Here is a 23,288-nt window from a genome sequence, read left to right as displayed (position 1 = left end):
TTTATTTATTTATTATCACGTTTTTTATTTTCTTTTGCTAATATTTCATAAATTTTGGTTGCGTTCATATCGCCACTGAATTCGATTCCAAATTCAGTTCGTACATGTTCCCCCACCTTTTCCTGGGAGTTCCGTTTTTCTTTTTCCATTAACTTCTTCCTTTTCTGCCTTGCTTTGAATTGCGGTTGGCACCTTTTATTGGGTTTTCCTCTAATGCGAACTCATTGGAAAACTCATTTTCGGCTTGGTTTCTTTTTGGCGTTTTACTTGCTTTGACAGCACCATCTACATTAGCTTTCCGTTTCATTTTCATCCACCCTTTTTAATATAGTTTACGTTTTAGAATGGGGTAAAACTGCCGAAAATTATTCAGGGATATTATAGGGACAGACGAGAAAAAATAACCGTAAAACGGAAAGGGAGATTCTAGATGAAAAAGAAATTGGATTCACCAATTATCGATGATACACAACCCCACCAAATTAACGCACCAAGCTATAAAGGGACCGGCATAAAACCACGAGCTCCATTTGTCAATGATTATGGAGTCGTCATTGGTGACAGTAAATATGCATCTGAAAACTCACCACTCGAAAATTGGAGCGAAGATACAGACCCGGAAATCATGGCTGGAGACGACTGGATACACCCCACCAATGATATAGGCTGGAATTCAACTGAAAACCGTGAACTGTTAGAGGCTAAAAGAACGCCGCAGCCTCCTTTTATGCATCCTGATAAAGATGTTAGCATTGATACGGATTGAGTGGTTCTGGAAGGGTCAATGGTACAAGTGAAATCCTTAATAACAACCAAGGGGTGTATAGCTCATTCGGTATATACCCCTTATTCTCATTTAACTTGTAAAATCCACTTTCCTTTAGTTAGACGGGCGTTCATTTCTGCATGGTCATCTGCCGCCTTTTCAATCGGATAAATGACGCCGATCGCAAGCTTAAGCTTTCCAGAAGCCCGGTAAGAAAAAAGACTTCAATGCCAGGCAACAGCATATCTGGGTGTTTAATGATCCAATTTTTCTTGGGCTATATTCAACGCGTTTTCCTGAACATCCTGAAGAATCGTTTCGTAACCTCCAAATGCAGCAAGCATCGCAATTTGATGCCCCATCTGCCCAGCCCCAATTACGGTTATTGATTGAATTTGCTTGCTGGTCATGCCCTTCTACTAATTGGTCAGTATGTAGCCTGGTCAAGCTTTAATGCCCTGTAGAATCATCCCCATAAAAATGTCTGCTACTTCCTGTTCGGTTTTTTCAACTTCAGAGTCGAACCAATGATAGCTCCAATTGGCCACACCCAAAATAGCAAAAGAGATGATGGATGCATCAAGGTTGGAACGTAGTTCTCCGCTCTCGATGCCTTCCACCAGCACCTGTTTGATTTTATTACGGAACTCATCCCGCTTAGGAAGGATTTGTGCAAGTTTTTCGTCACTTAGATTTTTCATTTCACGGAAAAAGACCGTGGCGCTTGATTTTTTTGTTTTGATGCTTTTTAAAAGCATATATACCATAACGAAAAGCTTTTCCTTACAGTTTTTCCTAGTATCCGAAATGATGATTTCCTGCTCACTAAGCAACTCGTCTATATAAGCAATATGAATATCCATAAGCAACTGCTCTTTGCTCTTAAAGTAATAATAAAATGTTCCCTTTGTCACTCCAACCGATTCGACGATATCAGAAATCGAAGTTTCACTAAAGCCCTTCTTTTCGAATAAGCGCATGCTATGTTCTGTCATTTTTTCTTTCATGTAAGCATCCTCGCAATCTGTAAAAATTCAGCTGAATTGATATCATACGCTCCGTACTATCAAAGCCTTCTTATTTCTTGGAAATTACCTCCCTTAAAGCACGCCTTAAAATCTTTCCGACATTTGTTTTTGGTAACTCCTCACGAAATTCAACGAATAGCGGAACTTTATAAGCCGATAGGTTTGCACGGCAGTACTCGATGATTTCCCGTTCACTTGCCATTTATTATTTTTAAGTACAAGCACCGCTTTTACCGACTCCCCTCGGTAAGCATCTGGAACTCCAAAGACAACCGCTTCCTGGACAGCAGGATGTTCATAGAGGACTTCCTCGACATCACGCGGGTAGATATTATACCCACTTGCAATGATCAAATCTTTTTTCCTGTCAACAATATAGAGATACCCTTCTTCATCAACTTTGGCGATATCACCCGTATAAAGCCAACCATCCCTAAGAGTCACCGCCGTTTCCTCTGGCATATTCCAGTAACCCTTCATCACTTGAGGTCCTTTGATGACCAATCCCCCCATTTCGCCTGGGGCCACTTCTAAAGTCCCGTCTCCTAGATCCATCACTTTATATTCTGTCGAAGGGATTCCGATCCCGACACTCCCATGCTTCCTTTCAGCAAATACCGGGTTGCAATGCGTAGTTGGCGAAGCTTCCGTAAGACCATAGCCTTCATGATCCTTCCTACAGTCTGGCTCATGATAAAAGTTCCGGTTACATTGACATTCATCACCTTCTGCCAGGCTTCAAGGGGCATGTCGACGGCCAGAGCCCCCAAGGATGCCCCGCTATTATTCACTAAAATGTCAATGGCACCGAATTCCCGGTAAGTCTCGTTAACCACTTCCTGTACATCTGACGGATTTGTGATATCACACTTGAAGGACTGCGCCCTGCCTCCAAGTTTTTCAATTTGCGAAGCAACTTCATCGCATGCTTCCTTTTTCCTTGAACAAAGCACGACATTCACCCCTGCTTCGACAAATCCAGTCGATCGGCGTCTTTCCAGTTAGATTGAATAGGCCGGTACCTTTCATACTTTCACCTCATGCTTTTGTTGGTATTTTCGAGGTTTTTATTTTAGCTACTTGTGAACGGCGCACTTCATCAGGACCATCAGCAAGCCTCAATGTCCGTGCATTTGCCCAATGTGCAGCAAACGGTAAATCGTTGAAATCCCTGCAACTCCAAACCCTTGAATTGCCCTGTCCAGCACTTTTAATGCCCTAGTTGGTGCCACCACTTTTTTCATGGCTATCTCCCGCCTTCTCTCCCTTGTTCCCGACAGTTTCCATCACATACAGCTTTTAAAGTAATAAGCTTTGCTTGTTCGAATTCAATCCGTGAATCGGCAACCCATTCCATGATCACACCTTGCCTCGCCAAAGGTTTACCAAACGAAACGGAATTGAATACACTTACATAATTCTTCAAGTGCTCTTTCAGCAGCACCGATCAGACTCATGCGGTGGTGTATCCTTCCAGGCCCGAGTCTTCCTTGGGCAATCGCAAACCCTTTACCTTCTCACCATAGTATATTCGTTGCCAGGACCCTCACATTTGCAAAATTGATTTCCGCATGGCCATGCAGAGCATGATTATAACCAAACAGGGGGAGCATTTCCTCGATTTTGAAAACCGGTGTGTCCAGCTGTACAAGAATCATTGACTGTTGATCATGCTTGGACGCTTCAGGATCTGTCTTACCCATAACGATGGCAATCTTGCATCGGGGCTCTCCTGCTCCTGAAGACCACCATAACCGGCCGTTTATGACATACTCATTACCTGCCTTTTCAAGACTGCACTCTATATTGGTAGCATGGAAGACACCACTTCTGATTCTGTTAGCGAGAAGCATGAGCGTATTTCCCTGGCAAGCAATGGCTGCAGCCAGCGTTCTTTATGTTCATCGGAACCGTATCTCACCAATACTTCCATATTTCCGGTGTCCGGTGCGTTACAATTGAAGATTTCAGGTCCTATCATCGTCCTTCCCATGATTTCACAAAGCGGGGCATATTCTAGATTTGTTAAACCTGCTCCATATTTGCGATAAGGTAAAAATAAATTCCACAATTTGCTTTTGCCGTTAATTCAGATAAAAGCGGCGGTATATCACTCATCGGCTCTTCTGTGAATCTAGCTGCTTTTGATATACAGATTCATTTGGGAATACGTATTTTTCATGAATTCCGTTAACTTCTTTTCCAGATTTTGCACCTCTTGATCATGTTCAATTTGCAAATTGAATTCCTCCTTTAAAACTGACTAACCGGTTAGTATGTTATTACCGTTGGAGTACACGCAATATTCTGACTTTTATAACGATTGAATTATATATTTTCATGTCGTTCTTGTCCCGTTATCTGGACATTTTCGTTCCCGTTATAATCACTTGGTAGGACTGCGGGGAATACACAAACGATTTTCGTACCTTTTTTCAGTTCGCTTGTTATGAACACTTTTCCGCCGTGCTTTTCGATGATTCTAAAACAAACGGAAAGACCCAATCCCGTTCCTGATGTTTTTGTAGTGAAAAATGGTTCTCCTACTTTTTGAAGGGAGTTTTCCGGGATACCCTCCCCTTCATCCAAAATGCTCAAAAAAACTTCCCCATTTTTTTCGTTTACGCTCACAAAAATATCTCCGCCATTCGGCATCGATTCTATGGAATTTTTTATCATGTTTATTAATACTTGCTTGATTTGGTTTTCATCAAAGTAAATAAAAATGGGTTCTGTATCGTAATTTTTATGAATTTGAATATTGTTCAATACGGCATTTGTCTCCAACAGTGTAACGACATGGTTACAGCTTTCTTTTAAATCCTTCTCAAGAAAAACCGCCTCCGCGGGTTTCGAAAGCAGCAAAAGTTCATTCAGGACTTGCTCGATTCGATTTATTTCCGAAAAAATAATATCATAATATTCATCTTTATCAGCACCGCCATCTTTAATCAACTTTACAAACCCCATTATGGCTGTCATCGGATTCCTGACCTCATGTGCAATCCCTGCCGCAAGTTGTGCAGCCGTTGATAACTTGCTTGATGTGATTGCCAAATGTTCGTTTAGGCTAACAAGCTTTTCTTCTGCATGTTTACGTTCATTAATTTCCGATAATATGCCTACCGTCCCTATGAATTTCCCTGCGTCATCGTAAATTAGTTTAACGAATGCTTCAACCCAACTGGTACCTTTTTTCGCATTCAGTTTAATGTCCACTCGAAAATATTTATTTCCTTGATGAAAGGATTCCGCAAAGGCCTTTAATACGTCCTGATAAGAAGTCATATCCATATGTTTAGAAAAGTGAAGCCCAAGTGATTCGTTCACCGTCGCACCACTCATCGATTTCCATGCTGGGTTTAAATACAACCATTTTCCTTTATCATCCGTTTGAAAAATAACCTCATTGAAGCTATTGACCAATTTTTTGGAGTACTTGGAGAAGATGCGATAACGTCCTTCGCTATCTTGCAATATAGCTATCGTTTTCCGTTTATTATCATAGATAGCACCCAAACACCAAGCAATGGATAGAATGGCGAGTAAATATATTCCTGCAAAGGCGGAAAACCTGCGTTCTTCATGGCCCAGCCATCCTAAATAGGGCAATATCAATATGAAGAATAGGGCAGGGACAATGATCCTTCCAGTATATTTGTTCATTTTTTCCACCTCCTTTACTAATGATTTAAACTTCATTCGACGGAGTTCCAGCAAGTAAGGGTTCAAATATGCATATACTGTATATTAAAACGGTAAAAAACTCACTTATAGGTAAACTTCAACATTTTACCTTTGATTCCTGCAAACAACGCAAAAAACCTTTCCTTGATGGAAAGGTCTCTTTTCAACTTAAATCATTTACCCAATGATGACGCGTTCCTTTGGATAATGATAATTTTCCGTAACTTCTTTATGGCCTATGATATAAAGCAGGGACGTTATCCCGACCCGGCCAATAAACATAATGATCATAATGACAATTTTACCGGTATTACTGAGATCAGGCGTGATTCCCATCGAAAGGCCAACTGAACCGAAAGCCGAACATACCTCAAAAATGATTTGGGTTAAAGTGAAATTCTCGGTAATCGATAAAATGAAGATGGCCAATATGCACAGGAAGGAACCCATGATCATAACTGCTGTCGCTTTTCGGATATCATCTGGATGAATCTCCCGTTTGAACACTTTGATGGATCGCCTTCCCCTCATGAAATTCCATAAGAACAGAATCATGATAGCCAGAGTGGTTGTGCGGATCCCTCCCCCGACTGAGCTTGGGGATGCCCCAATGAACATTAATATGCTCATCAATAAAAGGGTCGGTTCCGAAAAGTCACTCACATTCATTGTTGTTAACCCTCCGCTTCGCGTATTGGAGGACATGAATAACGAGTAGAAGAACGATTCATGCCAGCTCTTACCTTTAAAGAACCCATTCATTTCCAGAAGGTAAATCAGGATCGTCCCCCCAATGATAAGGGAAAAGAAAGTGACTGATGTCAGCTTCGTGAACAAAGAAAAATGAAACTTATAAGTACGGGCACTATTGGACAAAAACTCTTTCAACTCGATCAAGACCGGAAACCCAATGGCTCCAAGGGTAAGCAGGATAATCGTGATGAACTGTACGAAGTAATCCCCTTTAAAAGGAATCATCGATATACCGGTGATATCAAAACCGGCATTGGTAGTGGAACTGACTGCCAAAAATAAGCCATTTAAGAAGGCGTCTTTCCAGTTTGGATAATAATTCAAAAAATAAATACCTAAAACCAGGGCACCAATCATTTCAATAACGAGGAATATCTGAATGATTTGAATCAATAATTTAACAAGGCCCGAAAGATTCGATTGGTTTTGATCGGTCATGATCAATTGCCTTTCCTTCAAACCGATCTTCTTGCCCAATATTAGCCAGAAAAAGGTTCCGAGTGTCATGATGCCAATCCCGCCAAACTGGAGAACGAACATCAGAATGAAATAGCCAGCCTCACTTAACACATCAGGCGTACTGACTACAGTTAATCCTGTAACACTGACAGCACTGATAGCTGTAAATAAGGCATCCATGAATTCCCACTCAACACCAGGTTTTAGGGCAACCGGCAGGCTAAGCAACGCTGTCGAGATGCTGACAGCTAAAAAATAATAACCGACGATAAGCTGAGCTGGTGTTAATTTTGATAATATTTTTTTGATAGCAAACATAAAGAGTTTCCTTTCTTACTCCTTTATAGTTATGTGAATCACATAACCATTAAAAATCTAGTTTACCCTTTTTTCATTCTTTTTTCCATTCTCTTTTAAAACTGTCTTACTTACAACAATAAGGCAGGTTTACCAAAAAGTTTGATTCCGCTACTATAAGTAAAACTCCGCATTCTACTTATACTATCATTACAGCGGCAAAAGCCGTTGAAAAAGTAAAGGGGAGATTCAAATGGCTAACAGCAGTAACAACCTTCTTGTTCCTGGAATCGAACAAGCATTAGAACAAATCAAATATGAAATTGCATCAGAATTCGGTGTACAACTAGGTTCCGATACTTCAGCACGTGCCAATGGTTCAGTTGGCGGAGAAATTACGAAACGACTTGTAGCACAAGCTCAATCTCAACTTAAAGGTCAAGGTCAATAATTACTATCACAATTGAATATCCATGGCTAAGAGTCCAGCTCCGTGCTGGACTCTTTTAATTATTCCCTTGTCCGTTTCCATTATTGCCCTTACCCTTTTTCCACTTATCCCAATCTTGTTTAACCTTTATCACTATTTTATCTTGTTTATCTTTTTTACTTTTATTTTCGAGCTTTATATGATCGCCATTATTCCGTTCTCTTTCTCTTCCCTTTTCATTGACCGATGTATATCTTTTCCCATCAAGCCTTTTATCTTCCTTTTCATTTTTCTGCTTGTCCTTAAATTGGTTGCTGTGATTATTTTGATTGCTGACAGGTTTTCCTTTTGATTCCATGCTTTTTTCCTTAAAGTCATTTATCTCATTCCGTTTTCCATTTTTATCTTCACTTTTGGTTTTTCCCTTATTTTGGTCTGATGGTGTTCCTAAGTTTTTCTGTTCAATTGGTTTTGCTTCATTTACTGACTTTTGCTTTAATTCATTTGTTGTATTGTTCTCTTTTTTCTTTTCCTCAACCGATTTTTTTTCTGTACTCAGCGTTTCGCTCTGCTCTTTCGGAATAACAACCTTTTCCTCTACTTTTTTATCCGTTGCTGGTGCAGACTCCCTCGTATTGACTTTTACCTTCTCTTTATCTTCATTTAACTTCTTTTCGACATACTTACCTGTGGATATGCCTTGTTCCCTTGCTTGCTTCCTATCGCTTTTTGTTGCCTGAATCACTTTCATCTTCGTATTAGAAACATTATTCTGTTCTGATATTTCTTTTATCTCTTTTTTTAAGTTCTTATCCAATTTTTTATCTTTATCCAATATCGTTGTGGAAACGACTATTTGTTTTTTTTCTTTCAGATATCCAAGTTGCATCGTCGTTTCGACGATTCGGTTTGTAACCGTTTTAATGTCCTTACCTTTCCAATCTTTCAGCTGACCAATCACAAGCTTGCCGTCTTCATTTAACCCGCTAAGTTTGAGAACTTCTAAATGATGGTCAAGCTCCAATTCAATGCTGGGATTCACATCAATTGTCATGTATGCCGATACATGCTCAGAGAAATAGGATGGAAGAAACGAAAAGAGAATCAGGAAAGTGGAGGCAATGCTTAGCACGGCCTTTTTTTTGAAAGATGAATTAAAATTGGGAAAGGCGAAAGTGACCTTTTGTTTAATAGGCGAAAAAGTGATTTCCTCACCTACTTCATATTCCCTTTCCTGCCTTTTGGTTTTTAGAAATTCACCCTCGGGGGTCAATAGGGTTACAAAACGCTTATTAACTGAAAGAATTACTCCTTTTTTCATCCATTGATAGCCCCTTTTATATAATCATTCAAGTACAAAAAATCTCCGTTTATTATGATTGCCACAGCAATGATGTACTTTCTGTTCCGTTCAATCGTTTTTCTGCTTACATCCACTTTTCCTTCAAGCTGCTTTACTGGCAGCCGCTTTTTTGCAAACAGGATTTCTTTCAGTTCGTCATCTTCCATTAACAATTTAGCAATCATAATAGCTCCCTTCCTGGCATCCGCATGTTTTGGAGAGTTTTCGACTAAATCCTCAAATGACAGACCAAAATCCTGTAGATGGCTTATATAAAGGTGAATTTCTTCTTTTCTTCTTTCCGATTCCTTTTGCTTCTCGTATTCATTCATGGAATTTTCATTATCGATATATATATGGCTTTGATCATTATCATCATTCAGAGATAAATCCAAAAGGACTTCTTTCCGTTTTGACTGGCTTCTTAAATAATCTATAACCCTTCGTTTAACGAGGGTTTCGGCAAATGCCAATAAAGAACGGCCTTTTTCCGGGGAATATTTATCGATTGCCTCATTAAAAGCAATCATTCCAATACTAAATTCATCATCTGATTCGTATATGTAACGTCTGCAGATTGATGAGACGGTTTTTGCAATAAAAGGTTTGAAAGACTCTATAGTATCATTACGAAGGCTTATATCGCCTTGTTGAATTTTCAATACGGTTTCTTCTAAAGAACGCTTTTTTTTGAATGCTGTAAACATCAATCCAAGCATTTGCTCACCTCGCTCCCGTTGAACAAAAATACGCATCAACATACTTATCTTAAGCGGAGGGAGTCTAAAAGACAGTGCCAAAAGAACTATTTTTGCGATATAAATGAAATCACATAATATATCCACATGATAAAATACTTAGTTTCTTCTCGTTTATTACAGTGCAATTACAGTAAAATATCTTTTACAGGATCATTGTACAAATCAATGGGACAATTGTCATTTTTCTAACCGGAATTTAATATTCACATCTTTTAACATATCATTCGCAAACATACCTGGTCTTGTGTGGGTCATCTCCATAAATACATTAAGAAGATAAAAAAACAGGCGTAAACTTGCACGCCTGTTTTTTTATGCTTCCTGTATTTGATTCTCTTTTTTTTCTTTTTTCTCTTTTTTGCTTGAAATGATCCACGCACCTACGGCAATTCCAATCAATACGACCCAGAATATCGATTTCCAAAGAGTTGATTCAGGGAAATGATGATCGATGACAGCCAGTGAAGGGTGTGCGAGTGTATATACCGCTAACTTCACCCCAACCCAACCTACAATCAAAAATGCTGCCGTTTCAAGTGAAGGACGCTGATGAAGCAATTTCACGAATGCATTTGCTGCAAACCGCATAATGATCAATCCAATCATACCACCGAGGAACATAACGGCGAATTGCCCTCCGTCAATACTGCCGACTTTCATCCAGCCTGTTGCAGGAAGTGTAACAGCCAGTGCAACGGCAGCCAACATGGAATCGATTGCGAAAGCGATATCAGCAGCTTCAACCTTTACCACGGTCAACCAGAAGCCAGATTGCTTTTTAGGTTTTGTGACTTCCTTCTCACCTTTACCAACGTATTTTTTGTAAATGTGCTGAAAAGCAATGAAAAGTAAGTAAATGGCACCGATCGCTTGAACTTGCCACACGTCGACAAGAAAGGAAATAAGGAATAGACTTGCAAAGCGGAAAACAAAAGCTCCCATCAGACCATAAAACAAGGCTTTTCGTTGTTGTTCTTTTGGTAAATGTTTAACCATGACAGCCATGACGACTGCATTATCCGCAGCGAGTATTCCTTCTAGTCCAACCAAGATAAGAAGGACCCAACCATATTCCAATAATATTGATGCTTCCATCCATTCAACCTCCAATAGTTTGTATTTTCTCCCTATCGGCATTGGCAAAATAAAAAGACCTCTGCCGTATAGGCAAAGGTCTTGCTGAACATGAAAACATGTCAACAAAGCCGATGAATGTTCCCATTCACGTAATGACGACTTTGTTTTAGGGCGAACCCTAACGCTACTCCCCTTTGAAAGGAAAATCAGTTATTAAGTATATTAATAGTATACGCACTTATTATGAAAATAACAATCTTTTTTATATTTGGATCATCCTCTTCGTTTCCCTTTGGATAATTTAATCAACTGCAAATATTCTTTACCAAAACGGATCCAGTTCGGTTTTCCAGAAAAGTAGTTCTGAAACAACGATAAAAACCTCGGATATTTCCCATCATATGGATACCATTGGATTTCTGTATTCTTTTTACCTTTATCGATCATGATCGCTTTTTCATGACAGAAAATCTTCAATCCATGCTCGCCATGATAGCGGCCAATGCCACTTTGTTTGGCACCGCCAAATGGTAAATGATGATTAGCAACAGTAATCAGCACATCATTGATCGTCACCGCTCCTGTAACTAACTGTGACGCAATCCGACTTGCTTTTTCCCTGTCCATCGTCCATACACTCGAATTGAGTCCATATTCACTTTCATTTGCAAGGGCAATCACTTGTTCCTCCGTATCAAAAGGTACAACAGGCAACACGGGTCCGAACGTTTCTTCTTTCATGATTTTCATGGAATGGTCGACATTGGACAGAATCGTCGGCGGAATGAAGTGGGTCTGTCCCGTTCTCCACTCTTTCGGAGAGGTTCCGGTTTCAAGTATGGCCCCTTTATTCAGTGCGTCCTCCAGGTGTCCAGCCACAATATCAACTTGTGCTGGGAAAGTCATTGAACCGATATCATCGTTTAATTGAATCCCCTGCCTCATGGACTTCGCTTTTTCTTTAAGCATCGTTAGGAATTCCTTATAAACGGAACGTTCTACATAAACCCTTTCGACACTCATACACACTTGCCCGCTGTTTGTAAAAGCACCCCAAAGAGCCCCGTTCACAGCCCGTTCCAGGTTAGCATCACACAGAACAATCATCGGATCCTTCCCGCCAAGCTCAAGAGTAGTTGGGATAAGTTGTTTAGCTGCGACCTCACCAATCATTTTTCCGGTCCTTACAGATCCAGTGAAAAATATATAATCTGGTTTTTGCTCAGTTAGTGCCGCACCCAATTCTTTCCCCCCATGCGCAAACTGTATAGTTCCCACTGGGAAACCAGCTTCATGAAACAGATTATCAATGCACAGCCCAACTAAAGGAGTTACCTCTGATGGCTTGGCGATGACTGTATTTCCTGCTGCTAGAGCATTTAGAATGGGTACCATGGAGAGCTGCAGCGGATAATTCCATGGTGAAATGACGAGGACCGTTCCACGGGGCATAAAATGGACATAGGATTTTTTCCCAATTAGCATGAGTGGAGTGGACACCCTCTGTCCGGAAAGAGCTTTTACTGCATGTTTCTCGATATGCTTGATCGCATCAATGGTGGGCATAATGTCAGCAACCAGCGCTTCAATTTTTACTTTTCCCGTATCTTTTGAAATAACTTCAGCTATTTCATCCATTTTTTCAACCATCAATAAGCGAAGCCGTTTTAAATATAGCAGCCGTTCTTTGATGGGAAGACTCGACCACGCTTGAAACGCATATCTTGATTTCTTATATATATCAGGGATCGAGGTCAGTGGTGTTGGAACGAATTCCGCAATCTTCTCACCTGTTGCCGGGGAATACACATCCCACTTGCCTTGTATTTTTTCCATAACTATTCCCCTTTCTTTACCAAATTCTTATCTGGTACTCCTTATCATTTTTATGTTTTAAATAAAAATTGACCATAGCAGGAACAACTTCCCTGAAATCAGGACAAATGATTCCAGAAGCAACTAAATCGTTTTGGGCTGCAGTACTGTCAAAACGTCCTTTCCAAGTGAAGTAATCAAGGGGCTTCTTGTCCTAAATATGCCTTCATAGGACCCTTGATAGGAGCGTTTGGCTTAGTCCCCTTGGAATATGGCCTTTTGGTCTTTCTTATACAATTCATCAACGAAAAGTTCATAAAATTCTCTAGCCTTACTTGGGTTGGGACCAGTTAAATGATAGGTTTTCCCTGCCTTCATTATATAATGCCGGAGATAAAGTAGCCTGTATAATATAATCGATTGTAACCAGGTTCACTACCGTTTCCCTCTCCGATGAAATATATGGATCAAGAAAATTAAGGTTGAAATAGCGACCATCGAATTTAATCGTTTCCCCTGTTTGGGAATGCCCCTTAACAATCCTGGGCCTGATTATCGTAATAGGAATCTCTTTTTAAGCTCCTCGACAAGTAATTCAGCCTCAAATTTTGTCGTTCATAATGATTCTTAAAGCTTTTCGGAAAGCGCAATTCATGCTCGTAAAGAATCCCTTCCCGATTCCCTGCCACATAACGGGTGCTAAAGGACGTATACCTCTTAAGATTAGTTACCCCTTTAGCAAATTCGTTTACATGGTCCTTACCTACGACATTGACAAGCCGGTCAATTTTTTCAGGGATATCTAAATCGTATATCGCGTCAAGATTAAATATGTGTGTGACTTTTTGTTGAAGTTCATCGAATAATTCCTCTCACCAATTTACCTTGAATAGTAATCTCCTAGCCATAATAGCACTACCAAAATGGAATATATAGTAAAAGTAATCATTGTTAAAAGGAGAATTCCCGATAACTATCGAAGTTAATGTATAGGAAACCAAAGGGAATTGCAGCTGTCAAGTTTATCGGGTTTAGTGTTTAATATGGGGTTTGGGAGGATAAATTCATATTATCGAATAAAAATTATTATCTATATAACTGATTTTCCGTTACTATATAAGAAGGCGATTTTTTCGCGCATACATATTTGAGGTGAGCGCACAAATGAAAAGAATAATTAAAGCATACGACTTCCCTATTTTCATCGCTGTCGTATTACTCTGTTTGTTTGGTTTAGTGATGATTTACAGTTCGAGCATGATTACAGCTGTTGCTCGGTACCACCAGTCCATGGATTTCTTCTTCGAGAAACAAAAAACGGCCTTTGTCATATCATTCCTGGCAATGATCGTGACGATGATTCTTCCTTATAAGATGTACAAAAACAAAATTTTCTTGATGTCTATGATGTTTGGAATGGCCGGTATCCTTTTGCTGCTATTTATTTTCGGCCATACAGCAGGAAATGCCACAAGCTGGTTCAAGTTAGGGACAAAATCGGTCCAACCTGCGGAATTTTCCAAGTTAGCCATGATCATTTATCTGGCAGCCATTTACGGAAAAAGGCAGGATCGAATCAATAGCATTGATAAAGCCGTCATCCCCCCGATTTTCTTTCTCGTATTTATTTGTTTTTTAATCGGGATTCAACCTGACTACGGAACGGCAGCTGTCATTTTCCTAATTTCAAGTACGATGATCTTTTCATCCGGAATGTCATTTAAGAGTATTTCCAAACTCTCTTTGATTACTGCGATATTCGTTACAATATTTGCATTAGGAGTAATCGTGACAGGAAATTTTTCATCCGTTTTCTCTGAAAATAAAGTGTCTCGATTTACCGGGTTTGCAGATCCTTTTGGACAAGAGGGAGGAAATGGGTATCAGCTCGTGAATTCCTTGTATGCGATAGGATCAGGAGGCCTTACAGGCGTGGGACTTGGTGACAGTGTACAAAAATACGGGTACCTGCCCGAATCACATACGGATTTCATCATTTCCATCATTGCAGAAGAACTTGGAATATTCGGTGTAGGCTTCGTTCTATTGACACTTGGGTTTATCGTCCTTAGGGGGTTTATACTCTCAGCAAAATGTAAAGATCCATTTGGAAGCCTATTATTGATCGGGATCTCATCCATGATTGGCATTCAAGTTGGGATCAACATCGGCGGTGCGACTGGACTAATTCCCATTACTGGTATCACCCTTCCGTTCATCAGCTATGGAGGATCTTCCTTACTGCTGCTCATGCTGTCAATGGGAATATACCAAAATGTCGTAATGCGAATGAATTTACTTGAACAGAAAGAGAAAGTCGTGTCCATCCCAAAAGATGAGATCGCTTCTTCAAAATAAACGATCCAATCCTTCACCCCCTGACATTTCTGTTCATGTCAGGGGGTTTTAGTCATACCCTCTCTCCAATCTTTGGTTATGGGATATCACATAAAAAAACAGGCAGTCAAAACCGACCGCCTGTTTTTTCATTTATAATGGATACCGATTTTCGTAAAGCCTGAAATCAAGCTAAGCAAAGGACAAAGTAAACAAAAGAATGCAAATGGGGCATATTCAAGGGTTGAAACACCCAATACCTGAGTCAGGAATACACCGCAAACACCCCAAGGAACCAGAGGGTTCACAACTGTTCCCGCATCTTCAAGCACCCTCGCAAGCGTTTTGGGCTGCAAGCCTAAATCTTCATATTTCTGCTGAAATGCTTTCCCAGGCAGTATAACTGACAAATACTGTTCACCCACCAGGAAATTCACGCTGATTCCTGCAAATACAGTAGCGGAAATCACTTTCGCTACACTCGTCAATGAATCCTGGACCGCATTTAAAATAGAAGGTATGACTCCCAATTCGAACAATAATCCGCCCATCGCCAATGCCAACAACACCATCGAAACGGAGAACATCATACTTTCAATCCCGCCCCGCGATAAGATTGAGTCAAGTTGATCCATTCCACTCTTGAGTACAAATCCGCTGTATAAAATATCTGCTAGTTTTGCAACCGTCAAATTAGGCGTTTGAATGAAAGCGATGATGGCTGCCGAAATGATTCCTGCCGACAATGTCGGAATGGCAGACACCTTTTTCAAAGCCATGACTAGAACGATGACAAACGGAATCAAACTCCATATGCTTATATTCGTTTCCATTTCCAGAGCTTTGGTCATGGCTTCGATTTCCTCAACACGGGCCACTTTTACATTCGGTGAAAGGAAATAAAAGATGATAAGTGATATTACAAAACCTGGAATCGTAGTCCAAAGCATATTATTGATATGTTCAAATAATGGTGCTCCAACCGTTCCCGATGCAAGGTTGGTCGAGTCGGATAATGGAGACATTTTATCCCCAAGAAATGCACCGGAAATGATTGCACCGGCTGTGATTGCCAACGATAAATCCATCGCTGCCGCCATACCTATTAAAGCAACGCCGATTGTGGCTGAAGTTGTAAGTGAACTCCCGATACAAAGCCCAATTAGCGAACACACCAGAAATGTGATCGCATAGAAATATTCACCGGAAATCCAGTCAAACCCATAGTACATGATGGTAGGGATCGTCCCGCTTGCCATCCAGATGGAAATCAGCATTCCAATGAAAAAGAATATAAAGATAGCTCCCATACCAGAAACTGTACCTTTGACTATAGCGGCTTCCATAATCGAAAATGGCAGCTTCTTGATCTTCCCATAAACAAATAAGAAAAGGATTGCCGCAATAATTGGAATATGGGGGGCAAGTCCATAATGTATGATACCAGTTGCAATAATTAAGAATAGAATTGCCAAAACTCCAATTGCTTCAGGTAAGGAGAGCTTTAGCTTTGCATCCTCCAGACGCATAATGTATTTCCCCGCTTTCATTTTGTATATTCTCTAAGGTAAGGATAGGACTTTTCACTCCCTACAATTACTGAAACGCTTTTAAGCACTAAAGTACTAGCTAAATATAAAGGAGTTTCGGGCGATTGTCAAAGGAATAATAATCTATTTTAGTAGAATTCGATTCTTCATTCCTTTTTATCCCAAAACAAAAACCCATACTTCGCTTCATATAGGTTCAGCTAAATATTCCCTAAGATATAAGTCCTCTTCTTTGCTTAGCCCCAAATAAGGCCCTATCTTAATCATGTCCCTACAATTCTTTCAGTTATGTCGTAGTCCCACCTAAATGAACTGCAAACCGTTCCTGATCATCAGATAATTTGGTTTTTAATTTACCAATTAATAAAAATTATTATTGTGTACAAACTACGTTTTGTAAGTTAAAAAATGATTCCTGTACACCGAAGATTTAGATTTTAGATTTGGTCAACTGCTGCATTCGAATATGTAATTATACAAATCCTATTATTATAATCTTTTTTGATAAATAGATAATTTTTACAATCGATAATATTTGCGACGCATTTTCCTAGGCTTACACCTTTAATCAAACGCCATCCCTTTAAATAAAAATAGCCAACATCTACTCTTTTCAAAAAAAGGTTAATGTTATATAATAAGTTTGTTCAGTATTTCACAAACTTCTGTTGAAAAGTATCCATCCAAGAAGGATGGATACTTAGAAGGCTACATTAACAAGGAAATATAGATAGGTAATGTAATTAAAGATAGAATGGTACTAATTACAAATGAAGATGCTGTTTCAGTTGATAATGAATCAAATCTAGTTGAAATCATTGCAGCTACAGCAGATCCCGGAAATGATACTAGCAAAATAGCTTTAATTGTATCTTCATGATCAAGGCCAATTAGATGAGCAACCAGAATCATAAATAATGGAATAGCCACAACTTTTAAAATGGAAATACCAAAAGCAATTGGTCGTAAGCTAATCTTACGGATACCCACGGTTACACCAACAGCAAATAATGCAACCCCAGATGTCACTGACCCAATTTGATCAAGCGCATTTTTTATGATATCCGGTGCCTGGAACCCTAATAGTGTTAATACAACAGCAAGTAAGGGAATACATGCAAGCGGTTCGCTAAGACCATGCAAAACAATACCTAGAATGTTTGTTTTTTCATCTTTAGATTTACCCAATCTGGATTGTCCGACCGTACCAACTATTGTTGCTAATGGATCCAGGAGGGCATTCACCACAATACCGGTAATCGCAATAGGTATAGCTATCTCTTGCGCCCCAAACAAACTGCCTAATACAGATATCCCCATAAAAGCAAAGGCTGGCTGAGTTGCGTTTAATGAAAACATAGATGCTTTAGTTAAATCGTATTTAAACACCAAACGAGCCACTATTAAAAGGATAATGTAAAAGCCAATAACACCTATGGTCATAGTTAAGAAAAATGACCATTGATTAATTAAGGTTTGTTTTGAGGTTGTCGTGATCCCAATGAATAAGTGTGCAGGTAATGCAAATTTTGTAACTAACGTATTAAGCCCTTTGGATGATTCTGAATTAAAAATTTTAAAATAGCCACCCAAATAACCAATAATAATTGTAAAAAAGATTGGTATTAATGTTAAAAATATATTCCCAATATTCACTCGAGATGCACTTCTCTTTCCAAAAAATTGTCCTATTTAAAAGATTCTACTATGACTGACTTAAACGGAGATCCCCTAAAACGGATCCCCTTTCTTTTGAGACAACAAAATAATATGGATTTATTTCCCATGAATAGTTTTGTACTCCGGCTTCCACATGTATTCTGTAATTGCTTTTTCAATATCTTTTATATCCGCTTTCGCAACTCCTTCTTCAATGGCTGTCTTTGCCACTTCGATGGCTACAGATTTAGAAACCTCTTGCAATTGTTTGATTGAAGGGAGTAAAGAAGCACCATGCTTAGTGCTATCCGATAATCTTGAAACAGCAGATGATGCTGCTGCAAGCATGCCCTTAGAGATTATTGTTGCTTCTGCGACAATTGCACCAAGTCCAAGTCCTGGAAAAATATATGCATTATTAGATTGTCCGATTGTATAAATCACACCATTATAGTCAACATCATCAAACGGGCTTCCTGTCGCTATTAAGGCTTTACCTTGAGTCCACTTTATAAGGTCTTCAGGAACAGCTTCCGCTAAGGGAGTCGGATTTGACATCGGCATAATAATAGGATGTTCCACGTGCTTTGCCATTTCTTTTACAACTTCTTCTGAGAAAGCTCCTGTTTGACCAGAAGTACCGATTAAGATGGTTGGTTTAACCTTTTTTATCACCTCTAATAATGGGATAATTCCGACTTCATTCCGAGCCCATTCCTCAACTTCTTCAGCTTTCCGGCAATACGACTTTTGGAATTTCAAAACATCCGGAATGTCATCTATCAACAATCCACGATAATCGACAGCCCAAAAGTTACCATATGCCTCTTCTCTTGAAATGCCATCAAGAATCATTGCTTCAACCATCTGATCAGCATTACCGATTCCTGCTGCACCTGGACCAAAAACAACAACTCTTTGTTCCTTTAAAGGAACACCAGTTACTTGTAATGCAGACTTTACGGCGGCTAGTGTTACTGCACCTGTACCTTGTATATCATCATTAAAAGTGAGAATCTTTTCACCATAATTATCGATTATATTTCGTGCATTTATATTTCCAAAGTCTTCCCAGTGAAGTAATACCCTTGGGAAGAAGGCTTGAGAATTTTTAACAAATAAATCAATGAATTCGGTGTATTCATCACCGCGAACACGCCCAAACCTGTTACCAATATACAGTGGATCACTAATCAGGCTTTCGTTGTCAGTCCCAACATCCAGGACAATAGGTAGCACCCTGCTTGGATCAATTCCCGCAGCTGCAGTGTAGACTGCCAATTTGCCAATGGCTATGTTAATTCCACCAACTCCCTGATCTCCGATTCCAAGAATACTTTCAGAATCTGTAACAACTATTAAATCGATATCATCAGATGAAAGGTCCAGGTTTTTAAATGCATCTTCCATTCCCTCCATATTATCTATAGATAGGTATAGACCTCCTGGACGGTGATATTCTTGGGAGTACTGTTGAATGGCCTCTCCTACAGTAGGTGTGTAAATGATCGGAAGTATTTCACTTAGATGGTCTTTAAGTAGGCGGTAAAACAGTACCACATTCCTATTAAACAAATCATATAACATTCCATTCTTCCGAATATCGCTAGGTTGAGTGGAGAATTGTACATAAGCTCTTTTTACTTGTTCCTCAAGAGTAAGCACCTGGGATGGCAGCAAGCCTACCAATCCTAGTTCATTTCTTTCTTCCTTAGTGAAAGCAACCCCTTTATTAATAAAAGGGTTTGACAGAATACCTTTTCCTCTTAAAGTTGTTTCCAAGCCCTTTTTTGTCTTATCATAAGCTGTCATAGACGTACCCTCTTCCTAAAAATGTATATTTATAAATAATCATTACCAGGCAATAGAGTATATTCTTCCCTGTGGAAGTGTAATTACTAAAAGAAAACTGTAAAAAGGAAAATAAATATACAGCACATAAAAACATAAATATTTCCTCATTACTGCTTATTTGTTTAATCCCATGAAAAATTTATAAATAACTCAATCGCCAGTGTATATCTTAGTAGTCATTTACGGGGGACACTAGCTTATTTAACTAATTTTAGTATTATGTAATTAAAAAAAGTAAGCAGCCATTTAGCTACTTACAGATAACGTTGAATAATATGGCTCTTGTCATCATTAAATTTGTGTTGGGAGACTGGTCGGCCTACCGTTCCATAGATTACCTTAACATCAAGGACCCCGATATCCTTCATGAATTTTAAATATTTCCTTACTGATACCCTGGATATACCCGCCACATTTACGACTTCCTCTGTTGAAAAGGGAGCATTTTTAAATACCCGTATCACATTCCATATAATCTTTAAGGTATCTTGAGCTAATCCTTTCGGTAATTCCTCTGGTAAATGATTTTCTTCTTGATGCAATATTCGATAATCTAATTCTTCTTGATTTAGCATATTTTTATCTTGAATAAAAGCTGATTTGTTCCGATATGCTGATAAGGCCGCGTTAAAACGTTCAAATTCAAACGGCTTAATTAAATAATCAACAGCACCTAGTCTCAATGCTTTCTGAATCCTCTCAATGTCCGACGCAGCAGAAATGACAATAACATCTATCTCTTTTTCACTTTCTCGAATTTGTGAGAGTAAATCGAGTCCATTTTTCCCAGGCATGAAAATGTCTAATAGAACTAACCCAATTCTTTGATTTTCCAATACATTCAGAGCTTGATCCACTGAGGAACAGACAGCAGCTAATTCGTAGCCATCGACTTGATTCAAATAGCGCTTATTGAACTCAGCAACCATCGGGTCATCTTCTACGATCATTACCTTAATCATCCTACATCATCCTTGCTTTTGTATGGTATATAAACCACAAACGTTGTTTCTTGACCTTCTTTTGAACTAATATCGAGATCTCCACCTAGCTTATCCAGGCTTGCCTTAACCAAATATAAACCAATCCCCCTGTCATCTCCTTTTGTTGTAAATCCTTTTAGAAGGATATGATTAAGATTGGCATCAGATATTCCCTGTCCAGTATCATGAACTTCAATAGTTAAAATATCATCTGCATAATCAAACTTTAATTCAATTCGTTTAACGGGCCTTTTTTCCACTGCTTCTATAGCATTGTCAATCAAATTTCCTATTATCGTAATTAGCTCATGAGTAATAGATGCATTTTCTGGTTCTGGCAATTGAAAGTCAGAGGATAATGCCAGCTTAGCACCTGCTTCCCTGGCATAACTTAGTTTTCCAATTAAAAAACCGGCTAGTACTGGATCTTTAACGGTTTTGGTAATAAAGCCAATCTCGTTCTCTCTGTGGTCAACAAGATCACTAATATATGCTGCAAGCTGATCATAATAATGCATATGCACCATACCAAGTATTACATGAAGTTTGTTCATGAATTCGTGCGACTGGGCTCTTAACGATTCAGCATATAAACGGACTCCAGTCAGCTGCTCCGCCAGCAGATGTATTTCTGTTTTATCACGAAATGTAGCCACGGCACCTACGATTTCATCCTTCACAAATACTGGTACCCTATTCACTAGTAAGACACTATCGTTTAAATCCTGCTCTTTATCCAATTCGGCCTTGCCGGTCTCCAGGATTCTATCCAGGTTTGAGTCAGGCATGTAACCAGTTACCTTTTTACCCGTTGGATTTTCATTAATGCCCGCTTTTTTAAATATCTTTAAAGCTGCTTTGTTTATGAGAGTAATGGTTGAACTCTGATCTACCGCTATAATTCCCTCCCGAACTGATTGTAAAATGGCGTTTCGCTCTTTTAAAACCTTCGCAATAGCAAAAGGTTCCAGCCCAAATAATATTTTCTTAATATACCTTGCCAAAAGTATAGCCCCGCCAATTCCGGTTAATATTCCAAAAACGGTTCCCACATAAATATTAAAACGGCTTTTTAAAACAGCATCATTAACTTTTTGAAGAGAAATACCGACCACCACGGCTCCAATTTGATTATCCTCTGAATCATAAACAGGGGTGAAAGAACGCAATGACCTGCCTAAAGTTCCTTTGGAAATAGATATGTGCTCTCTACCTCGTAATACATCTTTCTCATCCCCCCCAACAAATTTTTTTCCTATTTTACTTGGATCGGGGTGAGTTTTCCGGATTCCATTATTATCGATTATTACTACAAATTCTACATCTGTCGATTTTTTTATCCTATTGGCAAATTGCTGAACTTCCTGATTGTTCCCACTTCCACTTAACGCTTCGATTACAAGCGGCGCTTGTGCTGCCATGCGTGCTACGTTTACTGCTTTTTCAGTCTGGCTCTTCTCTATTGTATCCGCTACTGTTTGGCTAATAAGAATATCTGTAATAAATAATGATAGGGCTACTACCCCACACACCAGTATCATAATAGTAAACTGTAGACTCCATTTCCCTTTTTTCACTGCTACACACCTCTTTGGTCTAAAAACTCTATTAACTTTAAGGAAGATACTTTTTATGTTAAGTATGTTCATTTTGCCTACATCACACAATTATTCGGTACTTTATCAAGTTCCAAAAAGGTAGCCAATTGATTTAATTCAATTAACCTAACCATTTGCCAATCATATCCTTAAAAATACTAATTCATCTGCAATATTTTCCAATGATAAAACCGACTATACCTTCGTAGGCTTGGATATAAATGCATACCTCGGTAGTACAATATAAGTTATTTTTGCTATTCTCCTCCTGCACCAGGGTTAAAGCCACAAATTTTCTATTTTAGCATTATGCAGTTCTAAGAAGTTTCGCGGAATATCCCAGCAATTCTTACCATGCTAAAAGTTACTACGCTTTTCTTTTAACCTTTCCAATTAGTTACTATTTAATTTTCAAAAATTCAGCTGTCTAACATCTTCTGTCTTCCTGTTTCCGTTTATCTAAAGTCGACATGTTTAAAACAGGGGGTAATGATTAAAATACCCGCATTTTCAACAGATTTCAAATCAACAATGTATTAAGACAGTGCTCAAGGTTTAGACTTAGTCATCAATTGTGTAAAATGGCCTAAACATAGATAAGATCATTTAATTACTAGAGATATGTTAATGATTATGAAAAAAGATTAGTAATTGTAGACATCAGTGCGGATGTAGACGGGGCAATCTTTCGATATTTAAACAATGCTCCAGATAATGAAAAAACCCGTGTATATTACATGGGCCAGACTGTAGACAAACTCGAGGAAAATCGAGTTTGTCTATTTTTTATGAGTTGTACAATTTGGCCGTTGATTTCCACTCCAGGCACTCGCTTTCCGCGGGCGGTCGGGGAGCCTCCTCGGCTTTCGCCTGCGGGGTCTCCCCTAGACGC

Annotated in this window: 20 protein-coding genes and 3 pseudogenes; 3 read left to right on the top strand and 20 right to left on the bottom strand. The window is 39.1% G+C overall.

Going from position 1 to position 23,288, the window contains the following annotated elements; genetic code table 11:
• Nucleotides 1-5: 5 nt before the first annotated feature.
• A complete protein-coding gene (locus tag ACFX4X_RS06675) occupies nucleotides 6-149 on the bottom strand; it encodes a hypothetical protein (protein WP_167555972.1) in 144 nt (47 codons plus the stop codon).
• Entirely contained in the window at nucleotides 149-307 is a 159-nt protein-coding gene (locus tag ACFX4X_RS06670; RefSeq protein ID WP_089362349.1) for a hypothetical protein, read from the bottom strand. The genes ACFX4X_RS06675 and ACFX4X_RS06670 overlap by 1 nt, the downstream gene beginning before the upstream one ends.
• 123 nt (nucleotides 308-430) lie before the next feature.
• Between ACFX4X_RS06670 and ACFX4X_RS06665 the strand changes: the two genes are divergently transcribed.
• Nucleotides 431-766: a DUF3905 domain-containing protein gene (locus ACFX4X_RS06665; protein ID WP_289337920.1), complete on the top strand. Its 336-nt coding sequence runs from the start codon at nucleotides 431-433 to the stop codon at nucleotides 764-766.
• Nucleotides 767-1,020: 254 nt separating this feature from the next.
• Here ACFX4X_RS06665 and ACFX4X_RS06660 read toward each other — a convergent pair whose 3' ends face one another.
• The 7 genes and pseudogenes from ACFX4X_RS06660 to ACFX4X_RS06630 all read right to left on the bottom strand — a co-directional run bounded on the left by ACFX4X_RS06660 (nucleotide 1,021) and on the right by ACFX4X_RS06630 (nucleotide 7,011).
• Complete coding sequence (locus ACFX4X_RS06660; protein WP_309145512.1) at nucleotides 1,021-1,176, bottom strand: 3-hydroxyacyl-CoA dehydrogenase NAD-binding domain-containing protein; 156 nt, start codon at nucleotides 1,174-1,176, stop codon at nucleotides 1,021-1,023.
• Between the two features lie 33 nt (nucleotides 1,177-1,209).
• Nucleotides 1,210-1,773 (bottom strand): TetR/AcrR family transcriptional regulator, encoded by a 564-nt coding sequence (locus tag ACFX4X_RS06655; protein WP_377382615.1) that lies wholly within the window; start codon nucleotides 1,771-1,773, stop codon nucleotides 1,210-1,212.
• Nucleotides 1,774-1,843: 70 nt separating this feature from the next.
• Nucleotides 1,844-2,460: pseudogene (locus ACFX4X_RS06650) on the bottom strand (AMP-binding enzyme); the annotation flags it as partial.
• Complete coding sequence (locus ACFX4X_RS06645) at nucleotides 2,349-2,747, bottom strand: SDR family NAD(P)-dependent oxidoreductase (protein WP_377382613.1); 399 nt, start codon at nucleotides 2,745-2,747, stop codon at nucleotides 2,349-2,351. The pseudogene ACFX4X_RS06650 and the gene ACFX4X_RS06645, both read right to left, overlap by 112 nt.
• Nucleotides 2,748-2,832: 85 nt before the next feature.
• Nucleotides 2,833-4,033: pseudogene (locus tag ACFX4X_RS06640) on the bottom strand (acyl-CoA dehydrogenase family protein).
• A gap of 89 nt (nucleotides 4,034-4,122) precedes the next feature.
• The gene (locus tag ACFX4X_RS06635) at nucleotides 4,123-5,460 is read right to left on the bottom strand and encodes an ATP-binding protein (RefSeq protein WP_377382611.1); all 1,338 of its coding nucleotides are present in this window, start codon (nucleotides 5,458-5,460) and stop codon (nucleotides 4,123-4,125) included.
• A 198-nt stretch (nucleotides 5,461-5,658) separates the two neighbouring features.
• The gene (locus ACFX4X_RS06630) at nucleotides 5,659-7,011 is read right to left on the bottom strand and encodes a TrkH family potassium uptake protein (protein WP_284471375.1); all 1,353 of its coding nucleotides are present in this window, start codon (nucleotides 7,009-7,011) and stop codon (nucleotides 5,659-5,661) included.
• A 232-nt stretch (nucleotides 7,012-7,243) separates the two neighbouring features.
• Here ACFX4X_RS06630 and ACFX4X_RS06625 point away from each other — a divergent pair, with 232 nt between their 5' ends.
• Nucleotides 7,244-7,441, top strand: a complete 198-nt coding sequence (locus ACFX4X_RS06625; protein WP_061462216.1) for an alpha/beta-type small acid-soluble spore protein — start codon at nucleotides 7,244-7,246, stop codon at nucleotides 7,439-7,441.
• Between the two features lie 55 nt (nucleotides 7,442-7,496).
• Here ACFX4X_RS06625 and ACFX4X_RS06620 read toward each other — a convergent pair whose 3' ends face one another.
• From ACFX4X_RS06620 to ACFX4X_RS06595, 6 genes and pseudogenes are all read right to left on the bottom strand, one after another.
• Nucleotides 7,497-8,741, bottom strand: a complete 1,245-nt coding sequence (locus ACFX4X_RS06620) for an anti-sigma factor domain-containing protein (RefSeq protein WP_377382609.1) — start codon at nucleotides 8,739-8,741, stop codon at nucleotides 7,497-7,499.
• Nucleotides 8,738-9,481, bottom strand: coding sequence for an RNA polymerase sigma factor SigI (gene sigI / locus ACFX4X_RS06615; RefSeq protein WP_061462214.1), 744 nt, complete (start codon nucleotides 9,479-9,481; stop codon nucleotides 8,738-8,740). The genes ACFX4X_RS06620 and sigI overlap by 4 nt, the downstream gene beginning before the upstream one ends.
• A gap of 354 nt (nucleotides 9,482-9,835) precedes the next feature.
• On the bottom strand, nucleotides 9,836-10,618 hold the full coding sequence (locus ACFX4X_RS06610; RefSeq protein WP_317776688.1) for a TerC family protein: 783 nt from the start codon (nucleotides 10,616-10,618) through the stop codon (nucleotides 9,836-9,838).
• Nucleotides 10,619-10,873: 255 nt separating this feature from the next.
• Nucleotides 10,874-12,436, bottom strand: coding sequence for an aldehyde dehydrogenase family protein (locus ACFX4X_RS06605; RefSeq protein WP_377382607.1), 1,563 nt, complete (start codon nucleotides 12,434-12,436; stop codon nucleotides 10,874-10,876).
• Between the two features lie 310 nt (nucleotides 12,437-12,746).
• Nucleotides 12,747-12,977, bottom strand: a complete 231-nt coding sequence (locus ACFX4X_RS06600) for a hypothetical protein (RefSeq protein ID WP_377382689.1) — start codon at nucleotides 12,975-12,977, stop codon at nucleotides 12,747-12,749.
• Nucleotides 12,949-13,272 (bottom strand): annotated as a pseudogene (locus ACFX4X_RS06595) (SDR family oxidoreductase); the annotation flags it as partial. The gene ACFX4X_RS06600 and the pseudogene ACFX4X_RS06595, both read right to left, overlap by 29 nt.
• Before the next feature lie 307 nt (nucleotides 13,273-13,579).
• Here ACFX4X_RS06595 and ACFX4X_RS06590 point away from each other — a divergent pair.
• The gene (locus ACFX4X_RS06590; RefSeq protein WP_061462210.1) at nucleotides 13,580-14,773 is read left to right on the top strand and encodes an FtsW/RodA/SpoVE family cell cycle protein; all 1,194 of its coding nucleotides are present in this window, start codon (nucleotides 13,580-13,582) and stop codon (nucleotides 14,771-14,773) included.
• 128 nt (nucleotides 14,774-14,901) lie between these two features.
• Here ACFX4X_RS06590 and nhaC read toward each other — a convergent pair whose 3' ends face one another.
• The 5 genes from nhaC to dcuS form a co-directional block, all read right to left on the bottom strand.
• Nucleotides 14,902-16,281 (bottom strand): Na+/H+ antiporter NhaC, encoded by a 1,380-nt coding sequence (nhaC, locus tag ACFX4X_RS06585; RefSeq protein ID WP_377382604.1) that lies wholly within the window; start codon nucleotides 16,279-16,281, stop codon nucleotides 14,902-14,904.
• A gap of 729 nt (nucleotides 16,282-17,010) precedes the next feature.
• Complete coding sequence (locus ACFX4X_RS06580; RefSeq protein ID WP_377382603.1) at nucleotides 17,011-17,958, bottom strand: AEC family transporter; 948 nt, start codon at nucleotides 17,956-17,958, stop codon at nucleotides 17,011-17,013.
• A 120-nt stretch (nucleotides 17,959-18,078) separates the two neighbouring features.
• Nucleotides 18,079-19,773 carry an NAD-dependent malic enzyme gene (locus ACFX4X_RS06575; RefSeq protein ID WP_377382601.1) on the bottom strand — a complete coding sequence of 565 codons (1,695 nt, stop codon included), beginning with the start codon at nucleotides 19,771-19,773 and terminating at the stop codon, nucleotides 18,079-18,081.
• 296 nt (nucleotides 19,774-20,069) lie between these two features.
• Nucleotides 20,070-20,777, bottom strand: a complete 708-nt coding sequence (locus ACFX4X_RS06570; RefSeq protein WP_089364135.1) for a response regulator — start codon at nucleotides 20,775-20,777, stop codon at nucleotides 20,070-20,072.
• Nucleotides 20,774-22,375, bottom strand: coding sequence for a DcuS/MalK family sensor histidine kinase (gene dcuS, locus ACFX4X_RS06565; protein WP_377382599.1), 1,602 nt, complete (start codon nucleotides 22,373-22,375; stop codon nucleotides 20,774-20,776). Before dcuS ends, ACFX4X_RS06570 begins: the two co-directional genes overlap by 4 nt.
• Nucleotides 22,376-23,288 lie beyond the last annotated feature (913 nt).

It is taken from the genome of Peribacillus sp. YIM B13481, assembly GCF_042787985.1.
Taxonomy (GTDB): Bacteria; Bacillota; Bacilli; order Bacillales; family DSM-1321; genus Peribacillus; species Peribacillus simplex_A.
The sequence above is the reverse complement of the archived record's forward strand: the minus strand, read 5'-3'. Positions and strand labels throughout refer to the sequence as shown.

What these genes read in the sequence shown, in the direction of transcription:
- ACFX4X_RS06575 (WP_377382601.1), bottom strand. Translation starts at nt 19,773, where the DNA reads ATGACAGCTTATGATAAGACAAAAAAGGGCTTGGAAACAACTTTAAGA.
- ACFX4X_RS06570 (WP_089364135.1), bottom strand. Translation starts at nt 20,777, where the DNA reads ATGATTAAGGTAATGATCGTAGAAGATGACCCGATGGTTGCTGAGTTC.
- ACFX4X_RS06625 (WP_061462216.1), top strand. Translation starts at nt 7,244, where the DNA reads ATGGCTAACAGCAGTAACAACCTTCTTGTTCCTGGAATCGAACAAGCA.
- ACFX4X_RS06655 (WP_377382615.1), bottom strand. Translation starts at nt 1,773, where the DNA reads ATGAAAGAAAAAATGACAGAACATAGCATGCGCTTATTCGAAAAGAAG.
- ACFX4X_RS06605 (WP_377382607.1), bottom strand. Translation starts at nt 12,436, where the DNA reads ATGGAAAAAATACAAGGCAAGTGGGATGTGTATTCCCCGGCAACAGGT.
- ACFX4X_RS06630 (WP_284471375.1), bottom strand. Translation starts at nt 7,011, where the DNA reads ATGTTTGCTATCAAAAAAATATTATCAAAATTAACACCAGCTCAGCTT.
- ACFX4X_RS06590 (WP_061462210.1), top strand. Translation starts at nt 13,580, where the DNA reads ATGAAAAGAATAATTAAAGCATACGACTTCCCTATTTTCATCGCTGTC.
- ACFX4X_RS06620 (WP_377382609.1), bottom strand. Translation starts at nt 8,741, where the DNA reads ATGAAAAAAGGAGTAATTCTTTCAGTTAATAAGCGTTTTGTAACCCTA.
- ACFX4X_RS06635 (WP_377382611.1), bottom strand. Translation starts at nt 5,460, where the DNA reads ATGAACAAATATACTGGAAGGATCATTGTCCCTGCCCTATTCTTCATA.
- nhaC (WP_377382604.1), bottom strand. Translation starts at nt 16,281, where the DNA reads ATGCGTCTGGAGGATGCAAAGCTAAAGCTCTCCTTACCTGAAGCAATT.
- sigI (WP_061462214.1), bottom strand. Translation starts at nt 9,481, where the DNA reads ATGCTTGGATTGATGTTTACAGCATTCAAAAAAAAGCGTTCTTTAGAA.
- ACFX4X_RS06670 (WP_089362349.1), bottom strand. Translation starts at nt 307, where the DNA reads ATGAAACGGAAAGCTAATGTAGATGGTGCTGTCAAAGCAAGTAAAACG.
- ACFX4X_RS06675 (WP_167555972.1), bottom strand. Translation starts at nt 149, where the DNA reads ATGGAAAAAGAAAAACGGAACTCCCAGGAAAAGGTGGGGGAACATGTA.
- ACFX4X_RS06610 (WP_317776688.1), bottom strand. Translation starts at nt 10,618, where the DNA reads ATGGAAGCATCAATATTATTGGAATATGGTTGGGTCCTTCTTATCTTG.
- ACFX4X_RS06665 (WP_289337920.1), top strand. Translation starts at nt 431, where the DNA reads ATGAAAAAGAAATTGGATTCACCAATTATCGATGATACACAACCCCAC.
- ACFX4X_RS06660 (WP_309145512.1), bottom strand. Translation starts at nt 1,176, where the DNA reads ATGACCAGCAAGCAAATTCAATCAATAACCGTAATTGGGGCTGGGCAG.